This window comes from Glaciecola sp. 33A (assembly GCF_002836745.1).
Classification (GTDB): domain Bacteria; phylum Pseudomonadota; class Gammaproteobacteria; order Enterobacterales; family Alteromonadaceae; genus Glaciecola.
The window spans coordinates 354895-372205 of the sequence record NZ_PJAR01000042.1; the positions used below are offsets into that span (position 1 = coordinate 354895).

17 protein-coding genes and 1 other RNA gene are annotated in these 17311 nt (G+C 41.9%); 9 read left to right on the forward strand and 9 right to left on the reverse strand.

The annotated features are described in order from the left end of the window. Positions 1 to 71 precede the first annotated feature (71 nt). Complete coding sequence (locus CXF81_RS14215) at positions 72 to 821, forward strand: YdiY family protein (protein WP_101182000.1); 750 nt, start codon at positions 72 to 74, stop codon at positions 819 to 821. 95 nt (positions 822 to 916) lie between these two features. Here the strand turns inward: CXF81_RS14215 and CXF81_RS14220 are convergent, their stop codons facing one another. Further along, positions 917 to 1657 carry a tryptophan 2,3-dioxygenase family protein gene (locus CXF81_RS14220; protein ID WP_101182001.1) on the reverse strand — a complete coding sequence of 247 codons (741 nt, stop codon included), beginning with the start codon at positions 1655 to 1657 and terminating at the stop codon, positions 917 to 919. Between the two features lie 118 nt (positions 1658 to 1775). Between CXF81_RS14220 and CXF81_RS14225 the strand changes: the two genes are divergently transcribed. Next, positions 1776 to 2237 (forward strand): Lrp/AsnC family transcriptional regulator, encoded by a 462-nt coding sequence (locus CXF81_RS14225; RefSeq protein WP_101182002.1) that lies wholly within the window; start codon positions 1776 to 1778, stop codon positions 2235 to 2237. A 114-nt stretch (positions 2238 to 2351) separates the two neighbouring features. Here CXF81_RS14225 and serA read toward each other — a convergent pair whose 3' ends face one another. From serA to ssrS, 6 genes are all read right to left on the reverse strand, one after another. Then, positions 2352 to 3581, reverse strand: a complete 1230-nt coding sequence (gene serA, locus CXF81_RS14230; RefSeq protein WP_101182003.1) for a phosphoglycerate dehydrogenase — start codon at positions 3579 to 3581, stop codon at positions 2352 to 2354. A gap of 116 nt (positions 3582 to 3697) precedes the next feature. Further along, a complete protein-coding gene (rpiA, locus tag CXF81_RS14235) occupies positions 3698 to 4351 on the reverse strand; it encodes a ribose-5-phosphate isomerase RpiA (protein WP_101182004.1) in 654 nt (217 codons plus the stop codon). A 126-nt stretch (positions 4352 to 4477) separates the two neighbouring features. Next, positions 4478 to 5155 carry a 5-formyltetrahydrofolate cyclo-ligase gene (locus CXF81_RS14240; protein WP_232771937.1) on the reverse strand — a complete coding sequence of 226 codons (678 nt, stop codon included), beginning with the start codon at positions 5153 to 5155 and terminating at the stop codon, positions 4478 to 4480. 30 nt (positions 5156 to 5185) lie between these two features. Then, entirely contained in the window at positions 5186 to 6127 is a 942-nt protein-coding gene (locus CXF81_RS14245; protein ID WP_101182006.1) for a nucleoside hydrolase, read from the reverse strand. Between the two features lie 116 nt (positions 6128 to 6243). Next, on the reverse strand, positions 6244 to 7137 hold the full coding sequence (locus CXF81_RS14250) for a ribokinase (RefSeq protein ID WP_101182047.1): 894 nt from the start codon (positions 7135 to 7137) through the stop codon (positions 6244 to 6246). 38 nt (positions 7138 to 7175) lie between these two features. Continuing rightward, positions 7176 to 7359, reverse strand: a non-coding RNA gene (gene ssrS / locus CXF81_RS14255) — 6S RNA. Between the two features lie 178 nt (positions 7360 to 7537). Here ssrS and CXF81_RS14260 point away from each other — a divergent pair. The 3 genes from CXF81_RS14260 (at position 7538) to CXF81_RS14270 (ending at position 10924) form a co-directional block, all read left to right on the forward strand. Further along, positions 7538 to 8107: a UPF0149 family protein gene (locus tag CXF81_RS14260; RefSeq protein WP_101182007.1), complete on the forward strand. Its 570-nt coding sequence runs from the start codon at positions 7538 to 7540 to the stop codon at positions 8105 to 8107. Positions 8108 to 8261: 154 nt separating this feature from the next. Next, a complete protein-coding gene (gene pepP, locus CXF81_RS14265) occupies positions 8262 to 9608 on the forward strand; it encodes a Xaa-Pro aminopeptidase (protein ID WP_101182008.1) in 1347 nt (448 codons plus the stop codon). Positions 9609 to 9721: 113 nt separating this feature from the next. Then, a complete protein-coding gene (locus CXF81_RS14270; protein WP_101182009.1) occupies positions 9722 to 10924 on the forward strand; it encodes an FAD-dependent oxidoreductase in 1203 nt (400 codons plus the stop codon). A 98-nt stretch (positions 10925 to 11022) separates the two neighbouring features. Here the strand turns inward: CXF81_RS14270 and CXF81_RS14275 are convergent, their stop codons facing one another. After that, positions 11023 to 12645 (reverse strand): amidohydrolase family protein, encoded by a 1623-nt coding sequence (locus tag CXF81_RS14275; RefSeq protein WP_101182010.1) that lies wholly within the window; start codon positions 12643 to 12645, stop codon positions 11023 to 11025. Between the two features lie 277 nt (positions 12646 to 12922). Here CXF81_RS14275 and CXF81_RS14280 point away from each other — a divergent pair, with 277 nt between their 5' ends. Then, positions 12923 to 14047 carry an alkaline phosphatase D family protein gene (locus CXF81_RS14280; RefSeq protein ID WP_101182011.1) on the forward strand — a complete coding sequence of 375 codons (1125 nt, stop codon included), beginning with the start codon at positions 12923 to 12925 and terminating at the stop codon, positions 14045 to 14047. An 80-nt stretch (positions 14048 to 14127) separates the two neighbouring features. Beyond that, positions 14128 to 14643 carry a hypothetical protein gene (locus CXF81_RS14285; protein WP_101182012.1) on the forward strand — a complete coding sequence of 172 codons (516 nt, stop codon included), beginning with the start codon at positions 14128 to 14130 and terminating at the stop codon, positions 14641 to 14643. Here CXF81_RS14285 and CXF81_RS14290 read toward each other — a convergent pair. Beyond that, on the reverse strand, positions 14619 to 15464 hold the full coding sequence (locus tag CXF81_RS14290; RefSeq protein WP_101182013.1) for a LysR family transcriptional regulator: 846 nt from the start codon (positions 15462 to 15464) through the stop codon (positions 14619 to 14621). The two genes, CXF81_RS14285 and CXF81_RS14290, sit on opposite strands and share 25 nt — an antisense overlap. A 162-nt stretch (positions 15465 to 15626) precedes the next feature. Here CXF81_RS14290 and gcvT point away from each other — a divergent pair, with 162 nt between their 5' ends. Next, positions 15627 to 16709, forward strand: a complete 1083-nt coding sequence (gcvT, locus tag CXF81_RS14295; RefSeq protein ID WP_101182014.1) for a glycine cleavage system aminomethyltransferase GcvT — start codon at positions 15627 to 15629, stop codon at positions 16707 to 16709. 86 nt (positions 16710 to 16795) lie between these two features. Then, positions 16796 to 17185 carry a glycine cleavage system protein GcvH gene (gene gcvH / locus CXF81_RS14300; protein WP_006012931.1) on the forward strand — a complete coding sequence of 130 codons (390 nt, stop codon included), beginning with the start codon at positions 16796 to 16798 and terminating at the stop codon, positions 17183 to 17185. Positions 17186 to 17311: the final 126 nt, after the last annotated feature.

Genomic DNA, 17311 nt, shown 5'->3' on the forward strand with positions numbered 1-17311 from the left:
GAACCGCGTTTCTTCGAGGCTATGGTATTTATTGTTTCTAGCCATCTTAAATACATAATATGGAAAAATTTATGAAACTCTTAACTATATCGGTAGCAGTTGCCTTAGGTTTTTTTGCTTCTGGTGCACAGTCACAAGAAGCAACATTTACAATGGATGGTGAACTTGGCTTTATCTTCACCGCTGGTAACACCGAAACAACATCAGCTAATGCTGCATTAAACGCCAAACAAGAGCTTGAGATGTGGAGTAATGAGTTTACTTTGAAAGCTTTGTACAAGAAGGACACAGTAGATGGTGTTGAAACAACGTCAGCCGATAAGAAGTTTGCCTCTGCTCAGGGTAACTATAAGCTAGATAACCCCGATCATCGTTTATTCGGATTTGCCTCATATGAAGATGACCGTTTTAGTGAATTTGATTATCAATCAACAGTAGCAGGTGGTTGGAACCAAAAGCTTTGGGAAGACGACACCAGTAGCTTTGAATTCAGTGTCGGACCCGGTTACTCATTCGCTGACCGATTTGTTACCGATGTTGATGGCAATCTAACCACCGAATCAGAAAATGGTATTGTTGTTCGCGGTGCTTTTTCTTATGCCTATAGCCTTTCAGAGACAGCTAAATTTACACAATCCTTTTCAACAGAAGTCGGTGCTGATAACACGAAATCTCGCGCAGAAAGCGCAGTGAGTGCTAAAATCGCGGGTGGCTTGTCAATGAAAGCTGCAATCAAATTTGATCACAACTCAGACGTAACGGGCATTCGTGATAACTTAGATACTGAAACTTCGGTTAACCTGGTTTATACGTTCTTCTAAAAATTAGCTTTGAAATAAGTTAAGCATTCGGCACGAAGAACTAAGGTTCAGTGTATCAACATCTCCGCTATGCAATCTTTTTAATGCGAAGATTTTTACTTTTTCTTACTAATTGAATCACGCACTTTGCCATACTCTTGGCCCCAAGTATCACTCATTTGACTGCGAACATCCCAAAGTTCAGGGAAGAATTGCTGACGTGCGCCGTTTTGCAGTACTTCTACAGGACGGCCTTTGAGTGAATTAGAATTAATGCCAATTGAGCGACGGATCAAAAACATATGATTCCATCTGAATTTTTGCATTAATTCGTCAAATTCAATTAATGCTTCTGCCACAGCATACGCATCACAATGGCTGAATTGCTTGTCATAAATGTCTTGCACGGTTTGCTTTCGACCATGTAAATAATGTTTTTCAAACAGTTGCCAAATATCCTTCGGCATTTTTAGCAAAGTAACAAATCCGGGAGATTCTTGACCACTACCATTACCTAATTGCAGTCTAATCTGCTGATATTCTTTTGGTGACATGGTCTCCAGTAAATCCAATTGTTGGATCATCAGACGCTGGATCATATGCACCCGTCGCATTTGTGACAGGATAGGTATGGACTTGTTTAATTGTATCTTTTCCAGCACATCAATTAGCGTAAAAATAATTTGCTTCATCCACAGTTCTTCTACTTGATGCACTAGTTGAAACTGTAATTCATCATGGGTAGACAGCTCAGCTAAGGGTTTTTGGCAGGACAATAATTTATCGCATTGCAAGTAAACGCCATAGTCGAGCATTTGCGGGTTGTTCAATTCTTTGCTGTATTTTTCGCGAAACATGATTGACTCAGAATTTATATACGTGACCTTTATAGTATTCGTTATTGTAAAAAACATTGTTCTTTATGTTTCATTAAAACTAGACTACGCAGAACGTATTTAATAAAAGTGATTAAAAATGAAGGGTATCGTTCTTGATGATTTGGATTTGCACATTATTCGTTTACTTGAAGAAGATGGCAGGCAGTCTTTTTCGCTATTGGGTGAAAAGGTAGGATTAAGTAAAACGCCTTGCTGGAATCGCGTTAACCGCTTACAAAATGCAGGTGTAATTGAAGGTTATGGTGCGCGTATTAATCCCCAGAAGTTAGGCTTAGAAGTTCGCGCTTTGGTACAAGTGATCGTTGAATTTGCGGATTACAAAGCGTTCGAACAAGCTGTCAATAAACACCGCAGTATTGATTGGTGCCAAGCCATTACTGGTGAGTTTGATTACATTATGCAAGTGTTGGCGGACAATATTGGTGAACTGGACAGCTTATTACGTGAAGAACTGAGTGGTTTGCCTGGTGTGCATCGTTTTACAACTTCAATTTCTACTCGTGTTATTAAAGCGGCAAAAGGTGTGAGTCGAACGTAAAGAGTAAATTAAAGCGCATAGCAACAAAAAAGCCAGCTACTCAAATGCTAGCTGGCTTTATATGGTCAATTTATTTTGCTACTCAATCGCATCTGTATTGAGCGAACTGGAGCTCTAATGCAATAAACGGGTTTTTATAGTCCCTTCAATTGCTTCTAGTTGAGCAAATGCGTCGTATGCTCTGTCTGCTTCAACATCAACAACGACATAACCAATTTCTTCGATTGTTTGCAAATACTGAGCAGCAATGTTGATATTTTGATCAGCAAAGGCTTGGTTAATTTGTCTAAGCACGCCAGGGCGGTTCTCGTGTATGTGCAATAAGCGAGAGCGATTGATATGCGAAGGAAGCGATACTTCCGGGAAATTCACCGCTGATAAGGTTGAGCCGTTGTCACTATACTTGGCCAGTTTACCCGCTACTTCAATGCCAATATTTTCTTGCGCTTCCTGTGTACTTCCGCCCACATGAGGAGTCAAAATAACGTTATCAAAAGCACACAGCGGAGACTCAAATGCTTCACTGTTCGATTGTGGTTCAACCGGGAAAACATCTATAGCGGCGCCATTAAGCTTTCCTGACTCAAGTGCAGCGACCAATGCATCGATATCAATGACGGAGCCACGTGACGCATTAATCAGAATAGAGCCCTGTTTCATTTCTGCTAGTTCACTGAAGCCGATCATGTTTTGCGTATGAGTTGTTTCGGGCACGTGTAAGGAGACAATATCAGAGGTATTGAGTAGCTGTTTCAAGGATTTCAATTGAATTGAATTACCCAATACTAATTTATCTTCAATGTCATAAAATTGAACCCGCATACCTAAATGTTCAGCCAGAATACTCAATTGTGTACCAATGTGACCGTAACCGATTATACCAAGGGTTTTTCCACGTGCTTCATACGAGCCTATTGCTGATTTATCCCATTCACCTCTATGCGCTTTTGCGTTTTTAGCAGGGATGCCTCTTAACAAGATAATGATTTGGCCTAGCACTAACTCGGCGACCGAACGTGTATTCGAAAACGGTGCATTAAAAACCGGAATACCGCGTATTAAGGTCGCTTTTAAATCAACTTGATTGGTACCAATACAAAAACAACCAACGGCTACTAGCTTTTCAGCGGCAGCAATGACTTTTTCATTCAGTTGTGTTCTGGAGCGAATACCAATGAAATGAACATTTTTGATTTTCTTAATTAATTCATCTTCAGTCAGTGATGTTTTTAAGGTTTCGATATTGGTGTAACCATTAGCTTGCAGAGTTTCAAGCGTGCTGGGATGTAAACCTTCAAGTAACAAGATTTTAATTTTTTCTTTAGGGAGTGACACTTTAGTCATGGAACAAAACCTTAACACGTAATATAGATATATTCAGACATCTAGACGTCTGTTGGGCAGTAGAAAGTTAATATAACAAATTAAAACCACACTGGACAGTTTTAATTGGCGCATTATTAACTCTTTATAACACCTTGTTCCGTGCCCGTAAGAACAACATCTGCGCCGCGGTCAGCAAATAAGCCATTGGTAACGACACCAACGATATTATTGAGCTTATTTTCTAACTCCACGGGATTTAAAATTTCTAAGTTGTAGACGTCAATAATAATATTACCATTGTCAGTAACAACACCTTGGCGATAAGCCGGATCACCACCTAATTTAACAATTTCACGAGCGACATAGGACCTTGCCATTGGTATCACTTCCACGGGTAGTGGGAAACGACCTAAAATCGGAACATGTTTGGTATCGTCAATAATGCAGATGAAGGTTTTAGCAACGGCGGCGACGATTTTTTCTCTGGTTAAGGCTGCACCACCCCCTTTAATCATGTGCTTGTGCTCGGTAATTTCATCTGCGCCGTCCACATAGATATCGAGGTCGTCTACAGAATTTAAATCAAATACTTCAATTCCGAGTTTTTTTAATCTGTCAGTAGAGGCATCGGAGCTTGAAACTGCGCCAGTAATATCGTGCTTTATACTCGCCAGTGCATCAATGAAAAAGTTAACCGTAGAACCCGTTCCCACGCCAACAATACTGTCTCGTTTAACGAACTCGAGTGCAGCTTCAGCAGCCGCTTTTTTCTTTTGATTTTGGTCCACTTAAATATCCTTATGTTGTCATTACAATTAGTATCAGTTGAGGCAATAAAATAACTAATTTCACACTCTGCCCGCTCTCTGTCCTCTCTCGTTATTAAGTCTTAAATAGGCTCGAACACAAAGGGATTACAAAAAACAATAGAGTTTGTTTGATGTGAGCACGTAAGGCAGTCCTATATCCCAAGTTGCTGAGGGTAAGGTCGACGTTAATTGCAGCTCGTGTGCCAGTCCGACGACGATCGCTTGGTTACTTTTGTTCTCATTCACTAATCCAGCTAAAGTTCGATCGTAAAAGCCGCCGCCCATTCCGAGTCGATTGCCGGTTAAATCAAAGGCAACTAAGGGGGTAAATAAAACGTCAATATTTTCTAAAGGGCACACTCGTTGAGCATCTAACTTGGGTTCTGAAATACCAAAATGATTCTTATGCATAGGAGTGTGCTGACTGAATTCTTGAAATAGTAAATGGCCTTTGCAAAAAGGATGCAAAATAGGCACAAACACCCTACATTTTATTGACCATAAATAGTCAATCAGCGGCTGGGTATTAATTTCGCCATTGAAGGATAAATATAAAGCGACGTTTTGAGCACCATGGAATAAGGTAAGCTGCTGGAATTGTTTAACGAGTTGCTGGGCTGCTTGTGTTTGCTGCTCTTTTGACAAAGAAAGGCGCTTATTGCGAAATAGCTTGCGTAAGCGCTTTCTTGTTTCAAGTGAATCCGTTTCAAGCGCATCTGTTGCAAGCGTATTTGCTTCAGAGTTTCGTATTTTTGTTTCTTGCGCTTTAGAGTCAGCAGTCATTTTTTCAACAGCCAAGATTTACACAACACGTTACAATGCGTATCGGTTAACAAGCAAGTCAGTTAGTCGAGGGTGGTCAACTGTTGTCGCTACATTTATACTAGAAGCCTCTAACCAGTCAGGACTGATCGTGCTGCCATGTGGAGCGAAGCTTGTTTGTCCTTGATTTAACTTATCAGTAGATACTCTTACATTGCCCTCGGTCATGCCAAATAACGTTGGGTCGATGATGTAGGCAATTGGAAATGCATCGTGAAAATAGCACTGTCTTGTTTCCTTACCTGCAGAATAAAAGTCCATATAAAATTTCGCTGCTTTTTCTACAAAGCCGCCTAGTTTAGGGTTTTTCTGTGCCAAAATATTGGTAAAGTTGGGTGCAAACGGAAGGTCATAGGTAACGTCTAAGCCAAACATGTTGAGTGTCCAGTCAGCACCTAAGACTATTTCAGCAGCATAAGCATCATTCCAAATGTTGGCTTCTGCAACAGGGGTCACATTGCCAGGTACAAAAACAGCTCCACCCATGATATTGACTGCTTTTACTAACTTGGGTAAGTCTGGCTCTAAGCGCAATGCTAGCGCTAAGTTACCCAAAGGACCGACTGCGACAATGGTGATTTCACCAGGGTATTTACGCGCCATTTCAACGATAAACTCAGCGGAACTGCGAGGATCGATCTTGCCAACAGGGGCAGGATGGTTAATATTACCAAAGCCATCGTCGCCATGCACAAAATGAGCATACTTTGATTCAGGACCAACCCATGGCAGTGAGACACCTTTGCATACCGGGATATCTACCTCAGCAAGTTCACACAAACTGAGTGCGTTTTTCGCTGCCATAGTCGCAGGTACATTGCCATAAACGGTGGTTAAACCTAATACATCAATATCAGGAGATTGAAATGCAAAAAATATTGCCATTGCATCGTCAATGCCTGGGTCCGTGTCCAATATAATCTTGTGTGTCATATCGTGTATATCATCGTTGTCCCTGCTCTTATTCTATGATTATTCGCTGAAAGCAAATAAGCTCTTTTTATTATTCTAATTGAAATTCAAACTCAATAAGTGACCAAACACAAATACTATTGTACTTGTAAAAAAGCAGTGACTTCGTCAACGCTTGGTATCGAAGGTCCAGCACCAGTTTTCATGACGGCTAATGCAGATGCAGCACATGCATATTTTAAGGCCTCGGCAATGGCCATGTTTGACTGATAAGCGGCCAAGAAAAACCCAATAAAGGTATCGCCGGCTGCAGTCGTATCAATTGCTTCGACTTTAAATGCGGCACAAAACTCTTCAACATCCCCTTCGACAAACCACACTCCGGCTTTGCCTAATGTTAATAGAATTTTGGTTGTTGGGTAACTGGCTTTGAGTGCAACCTTGATTGCTTCAACAGCACTTTCACCGGTCAGTTGCTTGGCTTCAACTTCGTTTACTACCAATAATGTCAACTTGTTAAGTGGCAGTTTTTTTACCGATTCAGTCATTGGGGCGGGGTTAAACGCAATATTTAAATTTCGTTTGTGCGCTTCTTCAATGACAGTATCGATGGCATTGGTTTCGTTTTGCAGTAACACCCAATCATTTGGTTTTGCCGCGGCTAGCGCGCTGGTAACGTGCTCGTTACTGATTGTTTGATTAGCGCCACCGAATAAAATAATACTGTTTTCTGCATCAGGTGTGACCTGGATGATCGCATGACCGGAAGCGACATCACTCATTTCACGAATAAAATCACAATTTACGCCGGCCTCTTTCATTGGTTCAATAAAGCCGCGGTCAGATCCACCGATGGCACCAACATGGAACACTTGATTATTGGCTTTGGCTAATGCGACTGACTGGTTTGCGCCCTTGCCACCTAAAATGGATTGGTACATGCTGGAGGACAGTGTTTCGCCGGGTTGTACGAAATGAGGAACAGAATACACGTGGTCAATATTAATCGAGCCAAAGTTAAAAACCGCCATGGTCGTGCCTTGTACAATTAAGTGTTTAAAATGAAATGGTGCTTCCCAAAATGTCGCCATGCACTTTTCGTCCGTGTGCCGATAAGGACACGGTGGAGGTATCTACATTACCGCAGGTTTCTCGATACGGGTCGAGCTTACACAATAGTAATAATGTCAACTTCCGAAGTTTTTAGCATCGGCAAGGAACATGAAATGCAATCGCAAACATTCCAGGAAGCATTGACCCCTGCGAATTTCGCTAGGGGTATGCAATACTACAGTAAACTGGTGAATGAATGAAGTGTTTCTCAAAACAGTTTTTTAGTATTTTTATTGTGAACAGCGAAAGGGGCGACGAAGATTCCACTTTGATTGCCTATTTGTTACGATACTACCTTATCGACTAAAGGGTGAATTTATGTCAATTACTTCTACAGATTATGAAACTTTTTCTGCCATGCTCTCTCAAGAAAACATCATTGTTGATGCTGCTGAAGTACAAGGCATCTTGTGTGGGATGTTAGCTGGTGGTATGACTGCTGACGACCAGTCTTGGATTGAAGCAATAAGCGATGTCGTTAATCAAGGCGATGGTTTTAGTGGTAAAGCTAAAACGCAGATCGTAGTGTTATTTAACGAAATTTGTCAGCAGTATGTTGACCCTGATTTTACACTTGCACTCTGTCTTCCTGATGATGCCTCGCCGATTAACGACAGAGGCAGTGCATTGTTGAATTGGGTACATGGCTTTTTATTGGGTTTTGGTTTGCATCAAGCCGATTTAACCGGTTGCTCTGAAGATGTAAAGGAAGCATTAGAAGACTTCACCGAAATTGCGCGCATGGACGAAAAAATGAAGGATGATGAAGAATCTGAGAAAGCGTTGTTTGAGGTCATGGAATACGTTCGAATCACTGCTATGCTTTGCTTTCATGAACTAGGTAAATCACCTCTTGAATCAGAAAATGTGACCAATTCAGTACATTGAACGTAAAAGAATGAACAGCAGACAGTCGACAAGGCCATTGTTACTCCTAGTTTATTGATGTTATGCAATCAACGCTATGCAAACCAATGATGTATCAAGCAATGATGCATCAATTAAAACCGTAAAATAAGAAGCAAAGGAAACTCGCCTAAAAATGACGATATTACTGTCAGAATATCAACAGCGCCGTGATCGCGTATTAGCGCAATGCGAGCCTAATAGTGTTTGCATCGTTGCCGCCGGCTCATTAGTAACAAGAAGCAATGATACTGAATACCCGTTTCGCCAAAATAGCGATTTTTGGTATTTAACCGGCTTCAATGAACCCAACTCGTTTTTAATTTTGTCAAATGGCTCACTTGTACAAACTACGTCTAATGCATTGACTACCCAGAGTAAACAATCGTCAATGATATTTGTTGAACCCAGTGATGCACATGCTGAAATTTGGCATGGTAGGCGTTTAGGAGTGGAAAACGCAGCGGCAAAGCTAGGCACTGATTTAGCCTTTGATGTTGATGATATTCATGAAGAGTTAGTCGATATTATTGATGGTCATGAGCATATTTATTTTTCATTGGATGCTGAACAGGGCATTCAATCAATCATAAACGAAGCACTTGGGGAGTGTCGAAATGCACCCAAGCAAAGCAAAGTGGCGCCTTCCAGTGTGCACGATATTCAAGCGATTTTGCATGCCATGCGTTTACTAAAGTCGGATACTGAATTAAGTATCATGCAGCGTGCCGCTGACATCTCAGCAATGGCTCACGTAAGAGCAATGCTGTTTAGCCAAGCAGGAAAGTTTGAATATCAGCTTGAAGCCGAAATTCATCATGAGTTTGCAATGCAAGGTGCTCGGTATCCCGCTTATGGTACAATAGTGGGTAGTGGTGAGAACGCTTGTATTTTACATTACACCGAAAACGCCGGAAAACTTTCATCAGGTGATTTAGTATTAATTGATGCTGGTTGTGAACTTGAAGGCTATGCCGCCGACATTACCCGCACATTTCCTGTGAACGGTAAATTTAGTCCCGCACAAAAGCAGCTATATCAGCTGGTATTGGACTCACAAGAAGCGGCTTTAGGCATGCTTAAACCTGGCAATACCATTTCCCAAGCGATGCAAGCTTGCGTTCGAGTGATCGTGCAAGGGCTCGTTGACCTCGATATTCTGCGCGGCTCGGTTGCAGCCAATATAGAAAAAGAAACTTGGCGCACATACTTTATGCATGGCCTCGGCCATTGGCTCGGGCTGGATGTGCATGATGTTGGTATTTACAAAATCAATAATATCGACCGCCCTTTACAAGTAGGTATGGTAATGACCGTTGAACCGGGACTATATATTCCAGCATCGGCAATCGTTGATGACCAATTCAAAGGCATCGGTATACGCATTGAAGATGATATTGTGATTACCTCAGGTGGCAATCATATTATGACAAGCAAAGCGCCAAAAGCAGTCAGCGATATCGAAGCGTTAATGGCAACCTGAATGGCAAAAGGCATGATGGTGTCGCAACTGCCTGTAAATTGAGGTTGATCGTTGTACATAATAACCCCGAATTAAAAAATACACTGGCAAGTTTTGCCATGGGAGAGTGCTAGGTGAGTTTGGTTAATGTTGATATTGCTATTGTCGGAGCGGGTATTGCTGGGCAAACACTTGCCTTGGCGCTAGCTCAACAAAATTTTAGCGTTGCGATCATTGATGCTAACGATATATCGCAAAATATTACTGATGAGTTTTCGCCCAGGGTTAGCGCGATCAGCAAAGCCAGTGAGCGGATACTAAAAAATGTCGGTGCTTGGCAAAACATACAGCGCATGCAAGCTTATACGCATATGCAAGTCTGGGAAGATCAGGCTTTTGGTCATATTGCCTTTGCTGCTGACGAAAACAAAGTCGACAACTTGGGTCATATCATTGAAAATAATTGCATTGCTCAAGGCTTATTCGACACCGCTTCAAACATAGAAAACATTCAATTATTCGGTGCACAAAAAATAGTGGCGATTAATCGCAGCCAAGACCAGCAATTAATCAATCTTGAAAGTGGCAGCATCATTGCCGCTAAGTTAATTGTTGGCGCGGATGGCGGTAATTCATTTGTGCGCAAAACAGCCGATTTCGCAGTCACGTTTTGGGATTATGATCACGTTGCAATCGTGGTTAATATTGAAACTGAATTACCCCACGAACTCATCGCAAGACAAGCATTTACACCAACAGGCCCCTTGGCTTTCTTACCGCTGTCAAAGCCAAATGCATGTTCGATTGTATGGTCGCAAGATACCCAAGAAGCTGAACGTCTGCTGGGATTATCGGACGCCGAATTTTGTAAATCGCTGCAGGTGGCTCTCGACAATCAGCTCGGCAAATGTGAATTGTTGAGTAAACGCTTTAACTACCCTTTAAAAATGCAGTATTCTCAACAATGGGTCGACGATGGTATTGTGTTAGTGGGCGATGCAGCACATACAATTCATCCTTTGGCAGGGCAGGGAGCTAATCTAGGCTTATTGGATGTGGCTGCCTTAGCACAAGAACTGAGTGCGTTAAAACTAGCAGGTAAACCATTTCACACTAAAAAAGCATTGCGTCCATATGAGCGCTGGAGAAAAGCCGAAGCGGCGAAAGTAGTGGCAACCATGGAGGGTTTTAAACGACTCTTTAGCGGCACAGACCCCGCAGTTAGACTGGCCAGAAACGTGGGCCTAAAAGCAGCCAATGCAATACCCCCAATCAAAAAGTTTTTTATTCAACAAGCAATGGGTAATGCAGGTAAAATGCCTGATCTAGCTAAATGAAAATGCGCATCGCATGGGTGAGGTGACGTCGGTAAAGTCAAATTCGCCGCGTCTTAACAAAGACGCGGCAGCAAGTAAAAGTCCAAAATGATTGCTATTTATTTTTCAATGCCTTCTTTCTCAATGGCTTCTTTTTTAGCTTTTTCAACCATTTTTCTTACGTCACTTAATAGCGCTTTAGCGTCATACACAATGCCGTCTTTTATGGTGTAATCAACACCACCTTTGCGGGTCGGTTGGTTGTTTTCATCAAGCTGATAGTGGCCGGTGCCATACAGCACTTTAAAATTGCGTAATGGATTTTCTTTAATAATAACCATGTCGGCTAATTTGCCAATACTAATTGAGCCAATCTCGTCGTCCATGCCTAGAGCTTGTGCGCCATTTAAGGTCGCTGCTTGAATCACTTCATAAGGATTGAAACCTGCTTCGCGCAATAATTCTAATTCACTGATATAGCCAAAGCCATAAATTTTATAAATATAACCTGAGTCAGAGCCGGTGGTTACTCTTCCGCCATGGTTTTTATAGTCGTTTAAAAACTGCATCCATAATCTGAAGTTTTCTTTCCATGAAATCTCTTCGTCAGTAGTCCAATCGAACCAATATGAACCATGTGCATAACGACTGGGTTTGAAAAACTCCCATAATGTTGGCAGTGTATATTCGTCATGCCAGTCGGCATTGCGTTCGCGCATTAAATCGCGGCTGGCCTGATAAATGGTCATGGTTGGGTTGATGGTGAAATCCAGTTCAATAAGTTCATCGCGAACGGCTGTCCATTTTTCAGAACCAAATGGAGCGGCTTGTTTCCACAACTTACCTGCTTCTGAAAATCGGTCTTGTTCATTATTATAATTATAAGTTGCCGGATAGTTTTGAATAACCTGATCTTCAAAAAGTGCTTCAGGCAAGCCATACCAATGTTCCATGGTAGTTAAGCCAAGCCTTGCTGAATCTAATGCATTCATGCTCATGACATTAAGTTGCGCGTGGTGCATCATGGTACCAAGGTTCTGCTTTTTGGCTTCATCTAGTGCCGCTTCCATGACTTTTGGCGTTGCGCCAAAAAACTTAACTCCTTTGGCGCCTTGCTTGGCTGCGTTCTTAACCCAGTCACGCGCTTGTTTCGCTGTGAAAATAGGTTTTTCACTGCCCATTCCGAAACCTAAATAAGGAATAATTCGAGGTGCAACGATGGTGTTTTTTGCACTGCGCTGAACATGGTCAAGCACCCAATCTAGGCCATTGAAACTGCCGGGTTCACGCACCGTTGTAATGCCATGTCCTAACCAAAGTTTAAAAACATATTCGGCAGGAATATCCTCGGCTGAACCACCGATATGACCGTGCATATCAATAAAACCAGGCAATACAAAATAACCAGGCAACACCATTTCTTTGTCGCCATCGCGCAGCTGTGGTCGATTATTTGACTTAATAGGAACACCAGGGTGACCGACGTCAACAATATTGGTGATGCGATTTTTTTCAATCACAACATCAACTGGACCACGAGCAGGTGCTCCTTCTCCATTGATGATAGTCACTGCACGCAAGATTAATCGATTATACGGTCCATCGCCTTCACTACCTTGCTTGTCCGGCGCCGACGCACCAGGCGCTGAAATTACCATTCCTGAGACCAAACTCAAGGTAATAGCGAGTGCGCTAGTGACTATACATTTTCGCGTAAACAACGAGATGATTTTAGTTAACATGATTCCCTTCCGTTTTATTTTTTTACAGTATACGATGAAAACACAGAATCGACATAGCAAGTCGCAGTTTCTATTTTTTTGTATCATTAGCCATCAACCGCTGTTAGTTTTACCTTAAACGGTATTTGAATTTTAATTGATGCAATGTAAAGTTAAAGAGGTTGCTATTGTGTAAAGTATAAGATGTTATATTCACACGTAACTTCATATTTGGAGTTGAAATAAAAGCATTATTCTGTATTTTAACTCTACGTTACCATTGACTAGGAACGACAAGATGTCCATCAAAAATAGACGTTTTTTTATTACACTCAGCTTGCTCTGTATATCTACATTCACTGGCTGTGCGCATAAACCATCCAATGTTGCTATACCAGACGATGGTGTTTTCACGCTTGCTTTTGCTTCATGTGCTCGCGAAAATCAACCTCAGCCTATTTGGACTGAAATAGCTAAAGTAGACCCCGACGTGTTTTTGTACATTGGTGATAACGTTTATGCTGACGTTTACGAAGTCAATGGCAAACGCAGCATGCAGCCGGTTACCACGAGAGCAAGGTTTGATGAAGCCTATGCACAAGCGAATGCGATCCCTGAGTTTGCCGCATTCAGAAAGCAGGTGCCTGTGATGTTAGGTACTTGGGATGATCATGATTATGGTGTAGACGATGGTGGTAAAGAATTTGCGATGAAAAAGGAAAGCCAACAGGCCTTTCTCGACTTTTTTGAATTTTCAAAAGACGACCCTATTCGACAGCAACAAGGCATTTATCACTCAAGAATGTTCAACGATGATGGCCGTCAAGTTCAGGTTATTGTCTTAGACACGCGCTATCATCGTGACGCCATCATGAAAGATCCCAATGGCAGGCCTGAAAACAAAGGTCCTTATTTACCTACCGCCGACAAATCGGCAACCATACTCGGTGACAAGCAATGGTTGTGGCTATCCCAACAATTAGAAAAACCTGCGGATTTTCGCCTTATTGTTACCAGTATTCAAATTGTTGCTTATGAGCATTCTTGGGAAGGCTGGGGACTGTTTCCGCATGAACGTGATCGTATGTATCAACTAATAGCTGAGAAGCAAGCTAACGGCGTTGTATTTATTAGCGGTGACCGTCACTTGATGGAAATTTCAAAAGATGAAGGTCAATTGGGTCATAAAGTACCTTACCCAATGTGGGATTTTACCTCGAGTGATATCACCAGAACGTTGTCTGAAGTGAATGAAGACAATACATTTAGACAGGGTGCTGTCGTAAGAGACACTAACTTTGGTGAGGTCGTCATCAATTGGGCCGATAATACAGTAAACTCCAACATCGTATTAACTGCCAGAGACCGCAATGGCGCAGTGCTAAATCAACAAACTGTGTTATTACGCGACTTGCAAATGTAGACTGCGCGGACTTTACAAGCGCACGTTAACAAATGCGTTTAACAGGCGTGATTAAAAATTAGAGATGACGAGATGACGATATGACTAGCAGACTGGCCCAAGTTAACGTTAATGTGCCTTTTAATGGCAGGCACATTTTATTAAAGGCAAGCATCAACACGGTTGCTACCTTGTGTTTTATTGTCCTGCTATCTTTCATCAACGAACCAACAGTTAAGCCTTATGAATTTATTTTCCTTTTGATCGCAGCGTCGGTTTTGTCGGTGTTCACTGTCTATCTATGGACCTGCCATGTGCGCGCTAAACGCAGTATATTACGCATCAATTCTGATTTTATTGCATGGGTAAATAAGCATAAAAATGTGCGAGTAAAGTGGTCATTTATTCGTGAAGTGAATATTGTCGACTTATCTAAAAAAGGAGGACGCTCAAAATACGTGGTTTATGATTTTGTTCTAGACGCGCAGGGATCCAAGTTGCCAAGCCCAATGAGCTTGTACCCCAGTGATTATCAAATTTCTCACCCTGAATTACTTGAACTTATTGAGCAAGCCGCTAAAAAATACAATTTTCAGGTAATTCTTGACCGAATGTAGTCCGATAATGTTTTGCTGACTTGAGGGTGTTGGGTGTCTTGGTTGAACAAGCAAATCTTTATTTTCCCCAAGGCAGGCAAGCGTTTATTCTTAAGAATGTCTAGCTCTGGTGGCACGCTACTTTTAGCTAGCACGGTGACTCCTAATCCTTGTTTAATGGCTGCAATTAAGCCGTATAGGTCGGCGTTAGTATAGCTAATCTTCCAGGCGTTGGTTTGCTGCTTTAATCGTTGAATAACTCGAGAGCGATACACACAGCCATCGGGTGCTAATACTAAAGACAAATTGCTTGAATTAAGTAGCTGTTTGGCATCACCTACCCAAACTAACTCATCTTCTATGAGTAACTCGCCTTCAATTGGGTCTTCAGGATTAACTAGCGCTAGAATGAGGTCAAAGTCTTTTCTATTATTAGCACTGAGCAACTGTCGGCTAAGTGCGGAGGTAACATCAAGGGAAACATCAGGGTAGCGGACACTAAATTCACCGACAATACTGGGCAATAGCCGTGTGGCGAATTCGCCGGGAATACCGAGTCTTAATCGCCCTCGAAGTTGTCCGTCTTCTAAACGCCGAAAAATATCATCATTAATAGCGAGCATTTGTTTGGCTTGCTCATATAGCCATTGGCCATCTGCATTGGCTTGATGGCGCTGACCAACCTTGTCGAAGAGTTTTTTGCCAAGCTGGTTTTCGAGCTTCTTTATTTGCAAACTGATGGCAGGTTGCGAGCGGCCAAGCAGTTCTCCAGCTTTGCTGTAACCACCCAGTTCTATAATGCCGACAAAGGTGCGTAAGTTGTCTAATGATAGCTGTTTCATGTGCCTCTATTTCATTCGTAAAGTGTAGGTATTATCAGGACTTTAAATGCATTCTATCGAATACATTTAAAAAGTAAATGTATTCATTAGGACTTTTAATTGGATCTTCTGCATTGCGATTTCTATACTGAGATGAGAAAATTTTATAATGAGATACTAAAAATGAATACTACAGCTCTTCATGGCGCGCACATTAAAGCTGGCGCGAAGATGGTCGATTTTTTTGGTTGGAATATGCCAATCAACTACGGTTCACAAATTGAAGAGCATCATGCTGTGCGTCAAGACGCTGGTATGTTTGATGTATCTCACATGACGATTGTTGATGTTATTGGTGTTCAGGCGAAGGATTATTTACGTTATTTGCTGGCCAACGATGTTGAAAAGCTCCAACTTAAAGGCAAAGCCTTGTATAGCGGTATGCTGAATGAAGAGGGTGGCGTTGTTGATGACCTTATCGTATATCATTTTGAGTCCACTAATTACCGTTTAGTGGTTAACTCTGCTACTAAAGAAAAAGACTTAAATTGGTTGAACAAAGTCGCTGAAGGTTTTGATGTTTCAATAACTGAACGTGATGAATTTGCCATGATTGCGGTGCAAGGTCCGAGTGCGCAAGCAAAAGCACAGAGCTTATTTTCTGCAGCTCAGAAAGAAGCCGTTGAGGGTATGAAGCCCTTCTTTGGCGTGCAGGCGGAAGATTTGTTTATTGCCACCACGGGTTACACCGGCGAAGCTGGATATGAAATTATGGTGCCCGTTGGCCGTGCAGAGGAATTTTGGGACCAATTATTAGCAGCTGGTGTTGTGCCATGTGGTTTGGGCGCTCGTGATACCCTTCGCTTGGAAGCGGGTATGAATTTGTATGGCCAAGATATGAACGAAACGATTTCTCCACTGGCTGCCAACATGGCTTGGACAATTACGTGGGAGCCTACTGAACGCGACTTTATGGGCCGCAAAGCATTAGAAGTGCAAAAAGCAGCGGGTCATGAAAAATTAGTCGGTCTAGTTATGACTGATAAAGGCGTGTTGCGTGCCGGTCTAAAAGTGATCGCAACAACGGGCGAGGGCGTTATAACATCAGGTACATTTTCACCCACATTAGGTTACAGTATTGCAATGGCAAGAGTGCCAGCAGGAACTGAAATTGGCAGCACGGTAGAAGTAGAAATGCGCAAAAATTTAGTCACAGTGAGCGTGGTAAAGCCTAGCTTTGTTCGTAACGGAAAAAGCGTATTATAAGCGCCATTAAGACTTAGTAATAGGTCTTAAAAAGACTCGCAATAAAATACATATTATTAATTATTTAACAACAGTTAGGAAACATTATGAGCAATATACCAACAGAACTACGTTATGCCAGTACCCATGAGTGGGTTCGATCAGACGGTGACGGCGTATTTACCGTCGGCATTACTGAGCATGCACAAGACTTGCTTGGTGATATGGTGTTTGTTGATTTACCCGATGTAGGCGATGCCGTTACAACGGGTGATGATTGTGCTGTTGCTGAATCAGTAAAAGCAGCGTCTGATATTTACGCTCCTATTACCGGCGAAGTTATTGAAATAAACAGTCAGTTAGAAAATTCACCAGAGTTGGTTAACTCCGATTCATTTGGTGAAGGCTGGATGTTTAAAATAAAAGCGGATGATCCTACTGAAGTCGAAGGTTTGATGGACGCAGAATCATACGGTACGTCAATCGCCGACGAATAATAGTTACTTCACGCTAGTTTTGAAGTGAGTCTACTTTAGCCTCATTTGAAATAGTATTAGCTAATATCGCTCAATCTGAGCTTTCACGTTTAGTGCGAAGTTCGGCATTCTTATTTTTAAATTTTG

Excerpts from the sequence above, each read along its gene's own strand:
- CXF81_RS14275 (WP_101182010.1), bottom strand. The coding sequence starts at position 12,645 with ATGTTAACTAAAATCATCTCGTTGTTTACGCGAAAATGTATAGTCACT.
- pepP (WP_101182008.1), top strand. The coding sequence starts at position 8,262 with ATGACGATATTACTGTCAGAATATCAACAGCGCCGTGATCGCGTATTA.
- gcvH (WP_006012931.1), top strand. The coding sequence starts at position 16,796 with ATGAGCAATATACCAACAGAACTACGTTATGCCAGTACCCATGAGTGG.
- CXF81_RS14245 (WP_101182006.1), bottom strand. The coding sequence starts at position 6,127 with ATGACACACAAGATTATATTGGACACGGACCCAGGCATTGACGATGCA.
- CXF81_RS14290 (WP_101182013.1), bottom strand. The coding sequence starts at position 15,464 with ATGAAACAGCTATCATTAGACAACTTACGCACCTTTGTCGGCATTATA.
- CXF81_RS14240 (WP_232771937.1), bottom strand. The coding sequence starts at position 5,155 with ATGACTGCTGACTCTAAAGCGCAAGAAACAAAAATACGAAACTCTGAA.
- CXF81_RS14250 (WP_101182047.1), bottom strand. The coding sequence starts at position 7,137 with ATGGCGGTTTTTAACTTTGGCTCGATTAATATTGACCACGTGTATTCT.
- gcvT (WP_101182014.1), top strand. The coding sequence starts at position 15,627 with ATGAATACTACAGCTCTTCATGGCGCGCACATTAAAGCTGGCGCGAAG.
- serA (WP_101182003.1), bottom strand. The coding sequence starts at position 3,581 with ATGACTAAAGTGTCACTCCCTAAAGAAAAAATTAAAATCTTGTTACTT.
- CXF81_RS14220 (WP_101182001.1), bottom strand. The coding sequence starts at position 1,657 with ATGTTTCGCGAAAAATACAGCAAAGAATTGAACAACCCGCAAATGCTC.
- CXF81_RS14285 (WP_101182012.1), top strand. The coding sequence starts at position 14,128 with ATGACTAGCAGACTGGCCCAAGTTAACGTTAATGTGCCTTTTAATGGC.
- CXF81_RS14215 (WP_101182000.1), top strand. The coding sequence starts at position 72 with ATGAAACTCTTAACTATATCGGTAGCAGTTGCCTTAGGTTTTTTTGCT.
- CXF81_RS14225 (WP_101182002.1), top strand. The coding sequence starts at position 1,776 with ATGAAGGGTATCGTTCTTGATGATTTGGATTTGCACATTATTCGTTTA.
- CXF81_RS14280 (WP_101182011.1), top strand. The coding sequence starts at position 12,923 with ATGTCCATCAAAAATAGACGTTTTTTTATTACACTCAGCTTGCTCTGT.
- CXF81_RS14260 (WP_101182007.1), top strand. The coding sequence starts at position 7,538 with ATGTCAATTACTTCTACAGATTATGAAACTTTTTCTGCCATGCTCTCT.